Origin of the sequence: Paraburkholderia sp. BR14320, assembly GCF_040948665.1 — a bacterium.
Classification (GTDB): Bacteria; Pseudomonadota; Gammaproteobacteria; order Burkholderiales; family Burkholderiaceae; genus Paraburkholderia; species Paraburkholderia youngii.
Window position 1 is genome coordinate 182,631 of sequence record NZ_JBFPKG010000003.1, and the last position, 16,039, is coordinate 198,669.

General features: G+C 63.5%; 12 protein-coding genes. 8 read left to right on the forward strand and 4 right to left on the reverse strand.

The annotated features are described in order from the left end of the window. Positions 1-109: 109 nt before the first annotated feature. The gene (locus AB3X89_RS04965) at positions 110-1,093 is read left to right on the forward strand and encodes a helix-turn-helix domain-containing protein (RefSeq protein ID WP_368582125.1); all 984 of its coding nucleotides are present in this window, start codon (positions 110-112) and stop codon (positions 1,091-1,093) included. Here AB3X89_RS04965 and AB3X89_RS04970 read toward each other — a convergent pair. Beyond that, on the reverse strand, positions 1,072-1,857 hold the full coding sequence (locus AB3X89_RS04970; RefSeq protein ID WP_368582126.1) for a coniferyl-alcohol dehydrogenase: 786 nt from the start codon (positions 1,855-1,857) through the stop codon (positions 1,072-1,074). The genes AB3X89_RS04965 and AB3X89_RS04970 overlap by 22 nt on opposite strands. 221 nt (positions 1,858-2,078) lie before the next feature. Here AB3X89_RS04970 and AB3X89_RS04975 point away from each other — a divergent pair, with 221 nt between their 5' ends. The 4 genes from AB3X89_RS04975 (at position 2,079) to AB3X89_RS04990 (ending at position 7,051) form a co-directional block, all read left to right on the forward strand. Beyond that, a complete protein-coding gene (locus tag AB3X89_RS04975; RefSeq protein ID WP_368582225.1) occupies positions 2,079-3,527 on the forward strand; it encodes an aldehyde dehydrogenase in 1,449 nt (482 codons plus the stop codon). Positions 3,528-3,592: 65 nt separating this feature from the next. Beyond that, entirely contained in the window at positions 3,593-4,522 is a 930-nt protein-coding gene (locus tag AB3X89_RS04980) for an MBL fold metallo-hydrolase (RefSeq protein ID WP_368582128.1), read from the forward strand. A 187-nt stretch (positions 4,523-4,709) separates the two neighbouring features. After that, positions 4,710-5,552, forward strand: coding sequence for an amidohydrolase family protein (locus AB3X89_RS04985; protein ID WP_368582129.1), 843 nt, complete (start codon positions 4,710-4,712; stop codon positions 5,550-5,552). Positions 5,553-5,707: 155 nt separating this feature from the next. Beyond that, a complete protein-coding gene (locus AB3X89_RS04990) occupies positions 5,708-7,051 on the forward strand; it encodes an MFS transporter (RefSeq protein WP_368582130.1) in 1,344 nt (447 codons plus the stop codon). 102 nt (positions 7,052-7,153) lie between these two features. Here the strand turns inward: AB3X89_RS04990 and AB3X89_RS04995 are convergent, their stop codons facing one another. After that, positions 7,154-7,483 carry a DUF4148 domain-containing protein gene (locus AB3X89_RS04995; RefSeq protein WP_368582132.1) on the reverse strand — a complete coding sequence of 110 codons (330 nt, stop codon included), beginning with the start codon at positions 7,481-7,483 and terminating at the stop codon, positions 7,154-7,156. A 268-nt stretch (positions 7,484-7,751) separates the two neighbouring features. On the opposite strand from AB3X89_RS04995, the gene AB3X89_RS05000 reads away from it, so the two are divergent. From AB3X89_RS05000 to AB3X89_RS05010, 3 genes are read left to right on the forward strand one after another with little or no spacing between them, the layout of a single operon-like run. Further along, a complete protein-coding gene (locus tag AB3X89_RS05000) occupies positions 7,752-10,958 on the forward strand; it encodes an efflux RND transporter permease subunit (RefSeq protein WP_368582134.1) in 3,207 nt (1,068 codons plus the stop codon). Positions 10,959-10,967: 9 nt separating this feature from the next. Next, positions 10,968-12,188: an efflux RND transporter periplasmic adaptor subunit gene (locus AB3X89_RS05005; RefSeq protein ID WP_368582135.1), complete on the forward strand. Its 1,221-nt coding sequence runs from the start codon at positions 10,968-10,970 to the stop codon at positions 12,186-12,188. Positions 12,189-12,203: 15 nt separating this feature from the next. After that, the gene (locus tag AB3X89_RS05010) at positions 12,204-13,676 is read left to right on the forward strand and encodes an efflux transporter outer membrane subunit (protein WP_368582137.1); all 1,473 of its coding nucleotides are present in this window, start codon (positions 12,204-12,206) and stop codon (positions 13,674-13,676) included. On the opposite strand, the gene AB3X89_RS05015 is transcribed toward AB3X89_RS05010, so the two are convergent. Further along, positions 13,651-15,066: a heavy metal sensor histidine kinase gene (locus tag AB3X89_RS05015; protein WP_368582139.1), complete on the reverse strand. Its 1,416-nt coding sequence runs from the start codon at positions 15,064-15,066 to the stop codon at positions 13,651-13,653. The two genes, AB3X89_RS05010 and AB3X89_RS05015, sit on opposite strands and share 26 nt — an antisense overlap. After that, complete coding sequence (locus tag AB3X89_RS05020; RefSeq protein ID WP_368582140.1) at positions 15,066-15,743, reverse strand: heavy metal response regulator transcription factor; 678 nt, start codon at positions 15,741-15,743, stop codon at positions 15,066-15,068. The genes AB3X89_RS05015 and AB3X89_RS05020 overlap by 1 nt, the downstream gene beginning before the upstream one ends. Between the last annotated feature and the right edge of the window lie 296 nt (positions 15,744-16,039).

A 16,039-nucleotide genomic window follows, 5' to 3' on the forward strand; every position in this document is an offset into this window, starting at 1 on the left:
TGCATCCGTAACCCCATATAGGGCGAATGCTTATGCAAAGAAGCGCTTGGTTTGATAATAATGAAATAGATTTGTAGTTCATATTCTCTTATTCGCAGAGCTACCGAACATGAAACATTTCGCTACAGTCTGCACGGCCACAGTCCCGTCCGAGGGACAAGCGTCAGAATGGTCGCGGGCGATTGGTGAGTGCTTCAGCGAACGTTTTGGCGGGGGGCATTCCTACCCGGAGCTCGGCAAGGCATTTGCGGGCAAGATCGAATATGCCGACGTAGGCCAGATCCAGCTATGCCGGCTTGCGGCGCAGGGGCACCGAGTAGAGAACACGCCCGGTAACAAGGTGAGTGCCAGCAGGTACAAGCTTACGATCCAGCTGGAGGGCACCGCCGAATTCGAACAGGACGGTCTAAGGGCGAGACTTTCACCCGGACACTGGGCGATCTATGACACCGCGCGCCCCTACCTGATGAACGCACCTCATGCGATTCAGGTAGCCATCGCGACGATTCCAAAGGAATTGATGCATCTCACGCTTACCGAGCGTTGCGCACTGGTTCATCCGCTGACATCGCATAGCGGTGCCGGCCTGACGCTGTCCCGGTACATCATTGATCGTCTGCGGGCGCTCGAACATTCGCCAGAGCTTGCTACCGATGCATCAGCAGTCACTGTTCAGCAAGAACTTGCCTCACAGATCAGGATCGCGCTGCAGGATCAGGTTTCAGAAACAAGACGGCATCTTCACCCGAGGATGCTACGCGCCCGCATCATCGAATACATCGAGCAGAACCTGTCGGACCCCGACCTATCTGTGGACAGGATTGCGCATGACCTCAACTGCTCGAAGCGTTACCTTCACACGGTATTCGATAACGGAAGCCACACCCTCGCCCGGTATATCCTGCGGCTGAGGCTCACGCATGTCTGTCGTGATCTCGCGAACCCTGCGCTGCAGGAATGCTCGATTACAGGGCTGGCGATGAAATGGGGCTTCGTGAGCCCCGGCCATTTCAGCCGAACCTTCAAGGAAGCCTTCTACGTTACGCCCCGCGACTATCGGGACGGCATTGCTCAGAGCAAACCGCTCGACTGACACAATATATTTGCGGCCATCCCGCCATCGCACGGAATATTCACACCGCGCAACCATCGGCTGCCGTCCCCACATAGGAACGCCACGAGTGGCGCAACGTCGTCGGGCCGCCCTGCACGCTCGACGAGCAGCATATCTTCCTCGGCACGCTTGCCCAGCGTCTGCAGAAAGTCCTGATGAATTGGCGTTTCCACTGGCCCAGGGCTCACCGAATTCATGCGGATGCCGCGATCACGCCATTTCCAGCGCATCTGGAGAGTCCATGCGACCAGCGCCTCCTTCGACAGAAAGTACGCGCGCGCGTCGTCGACGCCATGCTGTTCGCAGAACGCATCGACGTCCTCCAGGCTATCGACGGCGAGTAGCGCGCGGACCTGATCGATCTGATCGGCCCAGCCGAAGCCCGTCAGCGACGCCAGATTAACGATCGAGGCGCGGTCATTCAGTACTGGCAGCAAGTTCAGCGTCAACTGGCGCAACCCGATGAAATTCACCTGCAACACGGGTGTACGACCTCTCGTCGGCGGCAGTCCAGCGATGTTACACAGCGCATCCAACCGTCTGCCGATCTGTCCTGCAACGGAATCGATGGAATCGTTTTGCGAAAGATCGGCTCGAATGAACTGATCGAATAGAACTTCGGGCGGCTCGTTCCGGTCGACCGCGATTACATACGCACCCTGCTCCCGGATAGTCGCAGCGCACGCGGCGCCGATGCCCGAAGCGGCCCCGGTGATCAGGACGGTTTTGCCTTCCAGCGACATATGCATGTCTCCTTGATTTTATCTCGATGGCACCTGAGGTCCGGTGCCGACCAGCCGACTCTAATCCCCTACTGACTACGCGTCTTGCCTGAGAGTGCAGTGTCGGCACGACTCTCTCATGCGAACCGGCAACGAAATTGCACTGTCAGGCAAGTGAAGCAATGCCTGTTCTCCTACATTCGAGTTCACGCAGTCCAGTCCTAACAAAACGGAGACACCTCTTGAGAGCTGTTCAGTTGCTCATCGCAGGATGCCGGCAACCGGCCGTAGCCGGCATGACGTTTGATCGCGCCAATCCCCAATCGAACCAGGTCGTCACCCGCGCCGCCTCCGCCGGCATCGAGGACGCCCGGCGGGCAGCCGATGCCGCACAAACCGCATTTGCAGATTGGTCCAAGACCGGACCCTCCATCAGACGGGCGGTTCTTCTGCGCGCCGCGGAACTGATGAAGCAGAAGAAGGACATGTTCGTCGAAACAATGCAGAGCGAAACCGGTGCGACGCGCATCTGGGCAGAGCACAACGTCATTGCGGCGGTCGCGATTCTCCAGGAGGCCGCGAGCATGACGACACAGATCTCTGGCGAAGTCGTTCCGTCAGACGAGGGGCGTCTGTCGTTTGCAGTACGGCAGCCTGCCGGAGTCGTGCTCGGCATCGCGCCCTGGAACGCTCCGATCGTACTTGGCGCCCGGGCGATTGCGATGCCACTCGCCTGCGGCAACACCGTCATCCTGAAAGCGTCGGAAGTATGTCCTGCGACCCATGCGCTGATCGGGGACGTCCTCGTCGAGGCCGGACTTGGAAATGGCGAGGTCAATGTCATCCTGCATACGCAGGAAGCGGCCGGTGAGGTGGTCGGGACACTGATTGCGCATCCTGCCGTGCGACGTATCAATTTCACCGGTTCGACCCGAGTCGGCCAATTGGTCGCCGAGCAGGCGGCGCGTGTGCTCAAGCCCGTGCTGCTTGAACTGGGCGGCAAATCCCCGCTGATCGTTCTAGACGATGCAGATGTCGAACGCGCCGTCGACGCCGCCGCGTTCGGTGCGTTTTTCAATCAAGGGCAGATCTGCATGTCGACCGAGCGCATTGTCGTTACGCCCGGAATTGCGCAGGATTTCGTGGCGCGCCTCGCCGACAAGGCTAGGCGTCTGACCGTGGGCGATCCGGGCGCGGGACAACCGCCCCTGGGCGCGCTCGCAAGCGCCGGCTCTGGACTGCGAATCAACGAACTGATCGACGACGCGCTCGCGCAGGGCGCAACGCTGCTCGCAGGCGGGAAGGCCAAAGGCGTATTCATGCCGGCTACGGTGCTCGACGGCGTCACGCACGACATGTCGATCTACCACGAGGAAACGTTCGGCCCTGTCGTCTGCGTCATGCGCGCGACCGACGACGATCATGCGATCGAGATCGCCAACGATACGGAATTCGGTCTGTCCGCCGCGGTATTCAGCAACAGCATCGAACGTGCCTTCGCGGTGACGAAACAGATTCGCTCAGGCATTTGCCACATCAACGGCGCGACGGTCAGCGATGAGCCGCAGATGCCGTTCGGCGGCACCGGCCGCAGCGGCTACGGACGCTTTGGCGGCAACGCTGGCATCGCTGAGTTCACGGAACTGCGGTGGATCACCGTTGCCTCGACGGCCCCCTGTTTTCCGATCTGAGCGGGCGGGACATCAAACCCGGCACGCCCTACATGCCGGCAATCAATCCATTGAGGAGATGACACATGGCCATACACCCGACGAACGATCGCGCGCATGCTCTGCAGGCGGGCTGGACCCGCTTCGATCTCGGCAGCTTTCAATGCACGGTCGTCACCGACGGCCTGCTACACCTGGGCCCACCGCGCGACACTTTTCCGAAAGCGGACGTCGATGAAATCGACGATCTGCTGCTTCAGGCCTTTCTCCCGACCGAGACGATCGCACTCGATCAGAACGTGCTGCTGGTCAACACCGGTGACCATCTGGTGCTGTTTGACACTGGGGCGGGCATCAACTCCGCTCTGGGCGTCAAGACGTTCGGCCCCAATACCGGTCGCGCCATAATCAACATGCGTGCCGCAGGGATCGAGCCGGAAGACATCGATATCGTCGCCCTAACGCATACCCATCCGGACCACTGCTGGGGGCTCGTCGACGACGACGACCGCAAGCTGTTCCCGCACGCACGCATCGCAGTTAGCCGGGCCGACGTCGACTACTGGACGAATCTCGACAACATCCGCGATTCGATGTCCGAGCATATGAAAGACCACTTCTACGGCGCACACAAGAACCTCACACCGTATCGGGGGCTCATTACGTATGTCGAGGACGGTCAGGAAATTGTGCCCGGCATCCGCGCCCACGCGACGCCCGGACACAGCCCAGGCCACACGATCTATGAGATCGCAAGCGGGGGGCATACGCTGGTGTGCTGGGGCGACCTGTGCCATCACCAGGTACTGCTGCTTCGCCGGCCGGAATGGGCGTTTCTTTTCGACTACGACAGTTCCACTGCCGCAGCCACCCGAATAAAGGTTCTGGACTGGATCGAGAAGCAAGAACATCAGGTGCTCTCATATCATTTTCCGTTTCCCGGACGTGGGCATCTGCGCCGCAATGGCGATGGTTACGATTGGCTTCCTTCACCGATCCAGCTCGAGCGAGCTTGATTGCACACCTCATCACGACGCCCATTCAATCATGAACACCGCTTACCGCTGCACGTGTGGTCTCATCGACGTCCACGCACACTGCCTGCCTGCGGCATACCGCAAGGCGCTCGACGACGCCGGCCTCGCCACGCTCGACGGCGGATACCCCATTCCTGCATAGAGTCCGGAAAAGGCCACCGCAATCATGGAGCAGAACGGCATCGACACAATGATACTTTCCGTTTCCTCTCCAAGCGTGAGCTTCCTCCCTGAGCGCGAAGCACGCGTGCGGCTTGCCCGCACCATCAACGAAGACATTGCGCAATTCCGGCGTGACTACCCGGGACGCTTTGGTGGCTTCATGACGCTGCCGCTGCCGCACGTTGCCGAGTCCCTGGTCGAAATCGACCATGCATTCGACCAGTTGGGTCTCGACGGCGTGATCATCGAGACTAACAGCGACGGCAAGTACCTCGGCGACCCCGCGCTCGCACCGATATTCGGCCGGCTCAACGAACGGCATGCAACGATCTTTCTGCATCCGACCGCGCCGGCCTGTTTTTCGGCAGTCGGACTCGGACGCTTTGCGCCACTGTTCGAGTTCCCGTGCGACACGGCACGCACAGTAATTGACATCGTGTTCTCGGACACGTTAAAGCGCTGCGCGAATCTCAAGCTTATCCTGCCGCACGCGGGCGGTGTGCTTCCGGCGATCGCACAGCGAATCGCGTTGCTCTCGCCGATGCCGGCTATGAAGCCGGCGCCCAAGTCATCGGCCGAGGTCATCACGGAATTGAAGGGGCTGTATTACGACCTCGCGATGTCAGCCAACCAGCCAACCTTTGACGTGCTCCGCACGCTCGCCCCCTTGTCGCAAATCATGGTCGGCACTGACTTTCCGTTCCAGCCCGCGGCAAACGTCGCACGCAACATCGCGGATTTCCGCGCTCTCGGCGGCCTCAGCCCGGAAGAACATCGAGGTATCGCGCGTGAGAACGCCCTGCGGCTCTTTCCGCACTTCGCACGTGTAGATGGGGAGGCTGGCTGACCAGCAAGATAAGTCGTCCGGAATCCGTCGCGCGGCACGCGACGTCAGTTCGCGCCGCCGTAGCAGCGCACGTTTCGTGTGCCCAGCAAGCTCGCGCTGATGAAACAGGCGCCCATCCGGAATAGAACACATCACATAACATCAAGGAGACAAGCATGAAAACCGTGCTCGTAGACGATCTCATCGATGAGCGCCCATTCGGCCTCTTCCAGGCGTCGATCTTCGCGATCTGTTTTCTGATCGCATTGATGGACGGCGCCAACGTACAGGTCATGGGCCTGAGCGCGCCATTGCTGGCAAGCGACCTGAAGCTCACACCCGGTCAACTCGGTCCCGTCTTCGCCGGCTCCGAACTCGGTTTCATGATCGGTGCGCTTTTGCTCGGTCCGGTTGCCGACCGCGTCGGTCGCAAGACCGTGCTGATCGCCTGCGCGTGTCTGTTCGGCCTGGCGTCGCTAGCCATGGTCACGGCACCAGGGTTCGTCGCGCTACTCGCGCTGCGCATCGTAACGGGTGTCGGACTCGGGGGCGCGGCGCCCTGCCTTGTCAGCTTGACAACAGAATACGTCGCGCAGCGCCATCGTGGCCGGGTAGCCTCGCTGTTGTGGGCCGCCATGCCAGCCGGTGGCGTCATTGCCGGCTTCGCAGCTAGCATCGTGATTCCGCAATACGGCTGGAAGGCAATGTTCTATCTAAGCGGCATCGTGCCGATAGCCGCCGCGGTGCTGGTCTGCATCTTCGTGCCCGAATCGGTGCGCCTGCTGATCCTGTCCGGCGCGCAGCACGATCGCATCGAGCGGATCGTCGGGCGGCTCGCCCCCTCTTCGAGGACCGTTGAGCCGAAGCGTTATGCCACCCACGAGCGTCAAGAGAAAGGGCTGCCGGTCAAGCAGCTATTCATTGATGGACGTGCGTCGCTCACGGCCCTGCTGTGGCTCGCATTCTTCCTCAATTTCCTCGCGCTGATCGCTACACTGGCCTGGACCAGCACGCTGCTGCGCAGCACAGCCATGTCGGTCGCAGCCGCTTCAACCGTCCTTGCCTGGAACAACATCGGGGGAACGCTAGGCGTAGCCATCGCCGGCGCGGTAATGGAACGCTTCGGCACCTGCCGTTTTCTCGCTGTCATCTATGCGCTCGGCGCACTCGTTCTTGCCGTCACAGGCATCAGCGCACCCAACACCGCACTGGTTTCGGCTTGCTCCGGGCTAACGGGCCTGTTTGTCGGCGGTGCCACGTCGGGCCTGATCGCCATTGCGTCGATGACCTATCCGACCGCAATCCGTTCAACCGGCGTTGGCTGGGCGCTGGCTGCCGGGCGCCTCGGGGGGGCGGTCGGCCCCGTAACCGTCGGCGTCCTGGTTGCCGCAGGACTGCCCGTCACACATATCTTCGTCGCTGCGGCGGCCCCGGTTCTGGGTGCATCAATTGTGATGCTTACGATGAGCCGCCTTGGCGCCGCTCACACGGTCGATCGGGAGGCATTTGCCACACATTGAACGAGGGGCTGTCCAGCTTCACGCCGCTCTGGTCCTGTGCCTCTGCCACCGATGACGACCGCGGCGGCTGGCCCCATAGCCAGACGCGCCGCGCCCCCACCGTTAGTGCCCTGCATAGATCGAACGCTCGCCAGCGTACGCCACCACCGGCGCGCCGGAATCCGAACTGCCGTTCATCGACACGCCGCCCACCGCGGCACTTCCCGGCAGCGCCGCTTGAGCCTGCTGGTGCGCGACGATCGCCTCGGCATGCTGGATGTCGGCGGGATAGTTCGGATCCGAAGCCACGGGCCGATAACCCGCCTGCTCCAGACGCACCAGGTCGGCCACCACCTGGGCGTGTGTGACCGGTGCCTCGGCGGTCTGTGCGAACGCCGCAACCGGTGCAGCCAGCGCGCAGGCAACGAGCATTGCGGAAACGAGTGCTTTCATGATGTTCACCTCTTAATGAATGGCCGCCGCATCGGAAGCGATGCCGCTTCAGCCGCCCTCGGCGATGTCGCGAAGGTTGACTGCATTCTGGTCGCGCCGCGCTGACCTAAAGCTGACCTGTTGATTACGAGTTCGTTATCTGGGCGGCACATCCATAGATGACGAATCCGTAATGTCGAGGTCAGCAACGGGTAAGCGCGCAATCCCGATACTTGCGTCCATCTCGCCGCGTCGAGCGCGGCTCTTCCTGCCTCAAACCGGACAAGTCATGTGGATCGTCAAACTAGCTCTCAAGCGGCCCTACACGTTCATCGTCCTCGCCGTGCTGCTTTTCATCGTCGGCCCGCTCGCGATCATGCGCACGCCCACGGACATCTTTCCGAACATCAACATCCCGGTGGTCAGCATCGTCTGGAGCTATAACGGCTTCTCGGCCGAAGACATGGCTCATCGCATCACCTCCAACTACGAGCGCGCGCTGACTTCGGACGTAGACGACATCGAGCACATCGAATCGCAGTCGCTAAACGGCGTTGCCGTCGTGAAGGTGTTCTTTCATCCGGGCGCGGACATCAACCGCGCGATTGCCGAGGCGGCATCGAATGCCGCGTCGATACTGCGCATCCTGCCGCCGGGCACCTTGCCGCCGAACATCATCACGTACAACGCATCGACGGTGCCGGTGCTGCAATTGGGTCTGTCGAGCACGACCTTGCCCGAGCAGACGCTTTACGATCTCGGCAACAGCTTCATTCGAACGCAGCTTGCGACGGTGCAAGGCGCGGCCGTGCCGCTGCCCTATGGCGGCAAGATCCGGCAGATCATGGTGCAACTCGACCCGAAGGCGCTTCAGGCGAAGGGGCTCGCGCCCATCGACGTCGTCAACGCGGTGAACGCGCAGAATCTGATCCTGCCAGGCGGCACCGCGAAGATCGGTTCGCGCGAGTACAACGTCGAAATGAATGGCAGCACGCAAACGGTGGCCGTGCTCAACGATCTGCCAATCAAGACCGTCAACGGCGGTGTGGTGTACGTGCGCGATGTCGCACACGTGATCGACGGTTACGCGCCGCAAACCAATATCGTGCGCGCCGACGGCAAGCGCGCGGCGCTTCTTACCGTGGAGAAAACCGGCAGCGCCTCGACGCTCACGATCATCGGCCAGGTCAAGGCCATGCTGCCGAAGATCGCGGCGGGTCTGCCTCATGCGTTGAAGATCGCGCCGCTCGGCGATCAGTCGGTGTTCGTCAAATCCGCGATCACGGGTGTCGTGCGCGAGGCGCTCATTGCGGCGGGCCTGACCGCCGCGATGATCCTGCTGTTTCTCGGCAGCTGGCGCGCCACGCTCATCATTGCCGTGACGATTCCGCTTGCCGTGCTCACTTCGCTCATCGCGCTTGCGGCGCTCGGCGAAACGATTAACATCATGACGCTCGGCGGCCTCGCGCTTGCCGTCGGCATCCTCGTCGACGACGCCACGGTCGCGATCGAGAACATCACGCACCATCTCGAACGCGGTGCCCCGCTGCACGACGCGATCCTCAACGGCTCAGGCGAGATCGCGGTGCCGACCTTCGTCTCGACGCTGTCGATCTGCATCGTGTTCGTGCCGATGTTTCTGCTTTCCGGCGTCGCGCGTTATCTGTTCGTGCCGCTGGCCGAAGCCGTGGTGTTCGCGATGTGCGCCTCGTACTTCTTCTCGCGCACGCTGATTCCCACGCTCGCAATGTATCTGCTGCGTGCGCGCTCACGGAACACCGTACCCGCGCGCGGCATAGGCGGTGCGTTGACGCGCTTCCAGGCGGGCTTCGAAAAGCGCTTCGAGGCCATGCGCAGCCGCTATCGCGCGGTCTTGCAGGCAGCCATCGCGCAGCGCTGGCGGTTCGTCGTGCTATGGCTCGGGCTCTGTGTGGGCTCGCTCGCGTTGTTGCCTTTCACCGGGCGCGATTTCTTCCCGGCAGTCGATACCGGCGAGATCCGCCTGCATGTGCGCGCGCCCACGGGCACCCGCATCGAGGAAACGGCCCGCATCACCGATGAGGTCGAAGCGAAAATCCGCAGCGTCATTCCGCCAGCGGAACAGGCCGCGGTGCTCGATAACATCGGCGTGCCGGTCAGTGGCATCAACCTCACTTACGATTCGTCGGACCCCATCGGCCCCGAAGACTCGGACATCCTCGTCACCCTCGAGCCGAAGCACAAGCCCACCGCGCAATACGTGGCGAAGCTGCGCAATGTGCTCGACACCGCGTTTCCGGGCGTGACCTTCGCGTTCCTGCCCGCCGACATCGTGAGCCAGATCCTGAACTTCGGCCTGCCCGCGCCGATCGACGTGCAGATCGTCGGCAACAAGCTCGCGCAGAACCGGCAGGTTGCCAACCGCCTGCTCGATCAGATGCGCGGCGTGCGCGGGCTCGTCGATGCGCGCATCCAGCAGCCCGGCGACGAGCCGACGATCAACGTGAACGTCGATCGCACCAAGGCCATGCAAGCCGGCCTCACGCAGCACGACGTTGCCCAGAACCTGCTGATCGCGCTGTCCGGCAGCTCGCAGACCTCGCCAAACTTCTGGCTCGATCCGAACAACGGCGTCAGCTATCCGCTGATTGCGGAGGTGCCGCAATACGACATCAATTCGCTGCAAACACTCGCCAATGTTCCGTTGACCACGCCATCGGCGTCGGTCAATCCGCAGAACCAGTTGGGCTTGCTGGGAACCGTCTCGCGAAGTTCGCAGCAGGCCGTCGTCTCGCACTACAACGTGCAGCCCGTGCTCGACATCTTTGCGTCAACGCAAGGGCGCGACCTCGGCGGCGTCGCCTCGGACGTGAACCGCCTCGTCGATGCCGCGCGCACGCAGTTGCCGCCCGGCTCGTCGATCGTGGTGCGCGGCCAGGTGCAGTCGATGAACACGTCGTTCAGCGGCCTCGCCGCGGGCCTCGTGTTCGCGATTGCGCTCGTCTATCTGCTGATGGTCGTGAACTTCCAGTCGTGGCTCGATCCGCTGATCATCGTCAGCGGCCTGCCGGGCTCGCTGGCCGGTATTGCGTGGATGTTGTTCGTCACGCAAACCACGCTCAGCGTGCCAGCGCTGACAGGCACGATCCTGTGCATGGGCATCGCGACGGCCAACAGCATTCTCGTCATCAATACGGCGCGCGAGTCGCTCGCCGCCGGTATGGCGCCGCTCGCCGCCGCGCTGGACGCGGGCTTCAATCGCTTTCGCCCGGTGCTGATGACGGCGCTCGCGATGCTGATCGGCATGTTGCCGATGGCGCTCGGCCTCGGTGACGGCGGCGAGCAGAACGCACCGCTCGGGCGCGCAGTGATCGGCGGCCTCGCCATCGGCACGCTGTCGACGCTCGTGTTCGTGCCGGTGATCTTCGGCATGGTGCACAGCTGGCTCGCGAAGCGCCGCGCCACGCGCGACGCCAGCGACGATGCACGCGCCTGCGCTACCACCTTCGTTGAATAAGGACCGAATATGAATCCGCAACTTCCGCCCGAGCCTCGCGACGCCGAAGCACAGCACCCCGCCCGCGCCAGTTTCGCCGCACGGGGAACCACGATCGCCATCGGCCTCGCCTGTGTTGCCGGCGTGTTACTCACCGCCGGCATCGCGCCGCGCCTCGAAGCCCGCACGGCGCAGAAGCATCAGGTCGCAGCGCAACGTGAGCTGGTGGTGTCGACCGTCACCGCGACGCGCGCGCCGTCGACGCAAGACCTGTTGCTGCCCGGCTCGGTCACTTCCTGGGCCGACGCATCGGTCTACGCGCGCACGAGTGGTTACGTCCAGCACTGGTACACGGACATCGGCGCGCACGTCAAAGCCGGCCAGACGCTCGCCCAGATCGACACGCCGGAACTCGACGCGCAACTCCAGCAGGCGCGTGCCGACGAAGCGACGGCCGAGGCGAACTATCGCTTTGCGAGCACCACCGCACAGCGCTGGCAAACGATGCTGCAGACGCAATCGGTTTCGCAGCAGGACGCGCAGGCAAAATCCAGCGACGCCGCGGCCAAGCTCGCCACGTTGCAGGCGGCGCAGGCCAACGTGGCGCGGCTGCAGGAGCTCGTTTCATACCAGAAGGTGACGGCACCCTTCGATGGCGTGATCACTGCGCGCAACGTGCAGGTGGGTGCGCTCGTCACGGCGGGTGGCACACCCGGCCTCGCCACGATGCCGGGCGAGCTGTTCCACATCGCCCAGACCGACCGGCTGCGCATCTACGTCGACGCTCCCCAGGACGACGCTAGCCTCGTCGGCGCCGGAACAGCGGTGTCGGTGACGACGCAACAGTATCCGGGCCGCCGCTTCGAGGCGAGCGTCGCGCGCAGCTCGAACGTGATCGACCCGGTGAGCCGCACGTTGCGCGTGGAAGTCGATATTGATGACCGCGACGGCGCGTTGATGCCCGGCGCCTATGCGCAGGTGCATCTGTCGCTCACCACGGCGACGCCCGCGCTCGAACTGCCCGTGAGCGCGCTGCTGTTTCGCCCGGACGGCGTCACGGTCGCGGTGGTGGACGCCCACGACAAGGTGCAGCTTCGCAAGGTCACCATCGGCCGCGACTTCGGCACCTACGTCGAGGTCGCAACGGGGCTCACGGCGACCGATCGCGTGATCAACAACCCCGGCGACGCGATCGCCGACGGCCAAAGCGTGCGCGTGGCGGCAACGGCCGCTCCGGGCGGCAAAGCTTAGACGGAGAGATCCATCATGTTCGACAGCCCTCTCACGTCACTGCGCAGAATCGTCGCTGCATGCACGGTGGCCTCGCTCGCGGCATGCACCACGTTGCCGCATTACCACGCGCCGTCGTTCGAGGTGCCCGCGCACTTTGCGGCGCAATCGGCAGCCTCCGGCTGGACGGTCGCCTCCGATGCCAACCCGCGCGGCGCGTGGTGGACGCTTTTCGGCGACAGCGAACTCGACGCGCTTGAAGCGCGCGTCGACGTGTCGAACCAGACCGTGCGCGAGGCCGTCGCCAACCTGCAGGCCGCGCGTGCCATGATCGATTACCAGCGCGCGGGCTATACACCTACCATCACGGCCGGTGTGGCGGCGCAGCGTTACCGCACCTCGCAGAATCTGGTCGACCATTCGCTCGCTGGCAAGACGGTGCCCGATTATTCGACGGGCGTTGCGGCTAGCTGGGAGCCGGATCTGTTCGGACGTGTGAAGGACGCCACCGTCGAGGCCCACGCCAACGCGCAGGCAAGCGCCGCGGATGTCGAGTCGGTGCGCCTGTCGGTCGCGACCCAGCTTGCCGCGGACTACTTCGCGTTGCGCACGCTGGATCGCGAGAAAAGACTCCTCGACGGCACCGTCACGGCATACGCCGCCGCGCTGCGCATTGTGCAACAGCAGCTCGCCGACGGCGCGATCGACGCCTCGGCTGTCGCACAGGCGCAAACGCAACTCGAAAGCGCACGCACGGCGGACAGCGACGTCGACGTGCAACGCGCGCAGCGCCAGCACGCTATCGCCACGCTGATCGGCGTGCCCGCCTCGTCGTTCGCGCTGCCAGCGCAAGTCGAACCGGTCGTCGTGCCGTCGATTCCCGCCGGCCTGCCCTCGGCGCTGCTCGAACGGCGCCCCGACATTGCCGCCGCCGAGCGGCGCGTGGCGGCCGCGAATGCGAGAATCGGCGAGGCGCATGCTGCGTTCTATCCGGACCTCACGCTGTCCGCCTCGGCCGGCCTGGAAAGCACCTTCTTCGCGCCGTGGCTTACGGCGCCCAGTCTCTTCTGGTCGCTCGGCTCGCAACTCGCGGGCACGATCTTCGACGGCGGCCGTCACAATGCCACGCTCAAAGGCGCGAACGCGCAATACGACGCGGCGGTGGCCGGCTACCGGCAAACCGTGCTGACGGCGTTCCAGCAGGTCGAAGACAGCCTGAGCGCGCTGAACACGCTAGCCAACGAAGCCGACAGCCAGCAGCGCGCAACGGCTGCCGCGCAACTGTCGCTCAAGCTGACGACCAATCGCTATCAGGCCGGCGCGGTGGACTATCTCGACGTGGTGACGGCCCAGACCATCGCGCTCGCGAATGAGCGCAACGAAGAGCAAATCGCCGGGCGACGGCTCGATGCGAGCGTGCATCTGCTCGAGGCACTGGGTGGCGGATGGGACCGCGCGTCTTTGGCCAACCTGGGCGCAAAGGCTATGGCCGCGCAAACATCAAAATGAATCGCGTGCCTGCCTGATCGCTTTCCGCGCGTGCCGAGCCACCGTGCAGGCCCATGATCGTGCGAACGATGGCGAGCCCGAGCCCTGCCGAAGCGCCCGTGCCCGGTTCGTTGCGCCGCGAGGCGTCGGCGCGATAGAAGCGGTCGAAAATGCGCTCCAATAACTCAGCGTCGATCGGCGCGCCCGGATTCGTCACCGTCACCTCGACCGCGGTTGGCGTCTCGCGCACGCCCAGCGTGATCTCACCGCCGCGCGGCGTGTAGCGCAGCGCATTGGCGAGCAGATTGCCAACGGCGCGCCTGAACAACTCCTTATCCGCACGCAGGCGCCCCCGGCCCTCAACGCGAACCCGGACGCCCGCGTCATCGGCGAGACCTTCGAAATAGTCGGCGATCTGCGCGAGCGCCTCCTCGGCGTCGAACTCCGCGAGCGTCGTCATGAACTGCGGGTGCTCCGCGCGCGCGAGGAATATCACGCTCTCGATCATGCGCGAAAGCCGGTCGCACTCTTCCAGATTCGATTCGAGCAGCGCCTCGTATTCGGCCGTGCTGCGCGGGCGCGTCAGCGCGACTTCGGTCGCGCCCCGCAGGTTGCCGAGCGGCGTGCGCATGTCGTGCGCGAGGTCGGCCGTGTATTGCGACATGCGCTCGAAGCCGCCGTGCAGACGGTCGAGCATCGCGTTCAGCGATTTCGCCAGCGCTTGCAGCTCGCTAGGCGCGTGCTCGACTTCGATAGGCGTATCGAGCCGGTCGACCGTGACCGTGGCAGCGCGTGCCGCCATTTCGCGCAGAGGACGCAGCGACTCGCGCACGAGCAGCCAGCTCATCAGGAAGGCGAGCGCCATGCCCGCGAAGCCGAACACGTAAAGCCGCTCGCGATAACGATCGAGCAGCAGCCAGCGATCGGTCATGTCGCGCGCGATGACGATCGTCACTGGCGTCCCGTCGGTGAGCGCCGCTTGCGCGGCGAGTCCACGCACCGGAACGCCGCGCGCGTTGCGCCAATCCACGATGTCGCCTTCGGTAATCCGTTGTGCCGAGCCCAGACGCCGTGCGAGGATGGCCTGCGGAAAACCGGCATCGGCGATGCCTTGCATGTTGTGCTCCACCAGCTTCGCGCCCGCCGCGTCGAGTATTTTCATGGATAGCGCGGCATCGCCCAGCACCTGACTCGTCAGCCGGTCGGCGTGCTCGCGCACCTCCTGCGCGCTGTGCAGCTCCTGTGCGAGGCGGCGCGTATGCCGCGCGATCAGGACGATGTCCAGATCGTCCTGCCGCTTGACCTCGCGGCCGAGCGTGAAATAGAGCGTGCTGCCCACTAGCGCGAACACCGCCAGCGTCGTGCCCGCGAAACACAGCGCAAGCGTGGCGGTCAGCGAACGAGCGGCCATCAGGCGGACTCTCTGATTTCGGCCACGTAGCCTACGCCGCGCACCGTGTGAATCAGCTTGACCGGATATTCGTCGTCCACTTTGCCGCGCAGGCGGCGAATGGCCACTTCGACGACGTTGGTGTCGCTATCGAAGTTCATGTCCCACACGTACGACGCAATCTGCGTGCGAGTGAGCACTTCACCCTGGCGGCGCACTAGCAGTTGCAGCAGTGAGAACTCCTTCGGCGTGAGGTCGATGCGCTTGCCGCCGCGCTTCACCCGCCGGCGCGTAACGTCGACTTCGAGATCGCCGAGCGTCAGCACGTCGTTCTCTCGCGGCGGACCGCGTCTTGCGAGGGTGCGCACTCGCGCGAGCAGTTCGACGAACGCGAACGGCTTCACCAGGTAGTCATCGGCGCCCAGCTCCAGGCCCTTTACTCTGTCGCTTACGTCGTCGCGCGCTGTGAGGAACAGCACGGGCGTGGTTTGCGTGGCGCGTAGTGTCTTGAGCACCGTCCAGCCGTCGATGGAAGGCAGCATCACGTCGAGCACGATCACGTCGTACTCCGATTCCTTTGCGAGAATCAGGCCTTCCGCGCCGTCCGCGGCAATGTCGACCGCATAGCCGGATTCCTCTAAGCCCTTCTTCAGGTAGGCGCCAGTTTTCGCCTCGTCTTCAATTACGAGAATTCGCATCGCCGTCGAAGTTTCAGTGTGTTGGGTGGATTGTAAGCGCTCGATTGTTCCTGATGCACGAGTGCCCTGGCTCACTTGATTCCACGCCCGCCTACTATCGTTTTTGTCCCGAATCTGCCGAGTCTTCATTGCCCGTGCAATTAACGAAAATTGTACTCACGGTGCAATCGTGCTTTGGACAGAATGTTGAGAATAGCCCTCGATTCGCCTCCGCCGGTCCGGGAAGTCACGTCGTTGGGCGACTCGGAACTTGCTCAGGCAGCGCAATCGCACGCTTCCGCGCCCGGTCGGATGCG

Coding starts and splice junctions, on each gene's coding strand:
- AB3X89_RS04980 (WP_368582128.1), top strand. CDS start 3,593: ATGGCCATACACCCGACGAACGATCGCGCGCATGCTCTGCAGGCGGGC.
- AB3X89_RS04985 (WP_368582129.1), top strand. CDS start 4,710: ATGGAGCAGAACGGCATCGACACAATGATACTTTCCGTTTCCTCTCCA.
- AB3X89_RS05000 (WP_368582134.1), top strand. CDS start 7,752: ATGTGGATCGTCAAACTAGCTCTCAAGCGGCCCTACACGTTCATCGTC.
- AB3X89_RS05020 (WP_368582140.1), bottom strand. CDS start 15,743: ATGCGAATTCTCGTAATTGAAGACGAGGCGAAAACTGGCGCCTACCTG.
- AB3X89_RS04965 (WP_368582125.1), top strand. CDS start 110: ATGAAACATTTCGCTACAGTCTGCACGGCCACAGTCCCGTCCGAGGGA.
- AB3X89_RS05015 (WP_368582139.1), bottom strand. CDS start 15,066: ATGGCCGCTCGTTCGCTGACCGCCACGCTTGCGCTGTGTTTCGCGGGC.
- AB3X89_RS05005 (WP_368582135.1), top strand. CDS start 10,968: ATGAATCCGCAACTTCCGCCCGAGCCTCGCGACGCCGAAGCACAGCAC.
- AB3X89_RS04995 (WP_368582132.1), bottom strand. CDS start 7,483: ATGAAAGCACTCGTTTCCGCAATGCTCGTTGCCTGCGCGCTGGCTGCA.
- AB3X89_RS05010 (WP_368582137.1), top strand. CDS start 12,204: ATGTTCGACAGCCCTCTCACGTCACTGCGCAGAATCGTCGCTGCATGC.
- AB3X89_RS04970 (WP_368582126.1), bottom strand. CDS start 1,857: ATGTCGCTGGAAGGCAAAACCGTCCTGATCACCGGGGCCGCTTCGGGC.
- AB3X89_RS04990 (WP_368582130.1), top strand. CDS start 5,708: ATGAAAACCGTGCTCGTAGACGATCTCATCGATGAGCGCCCATTCGGC.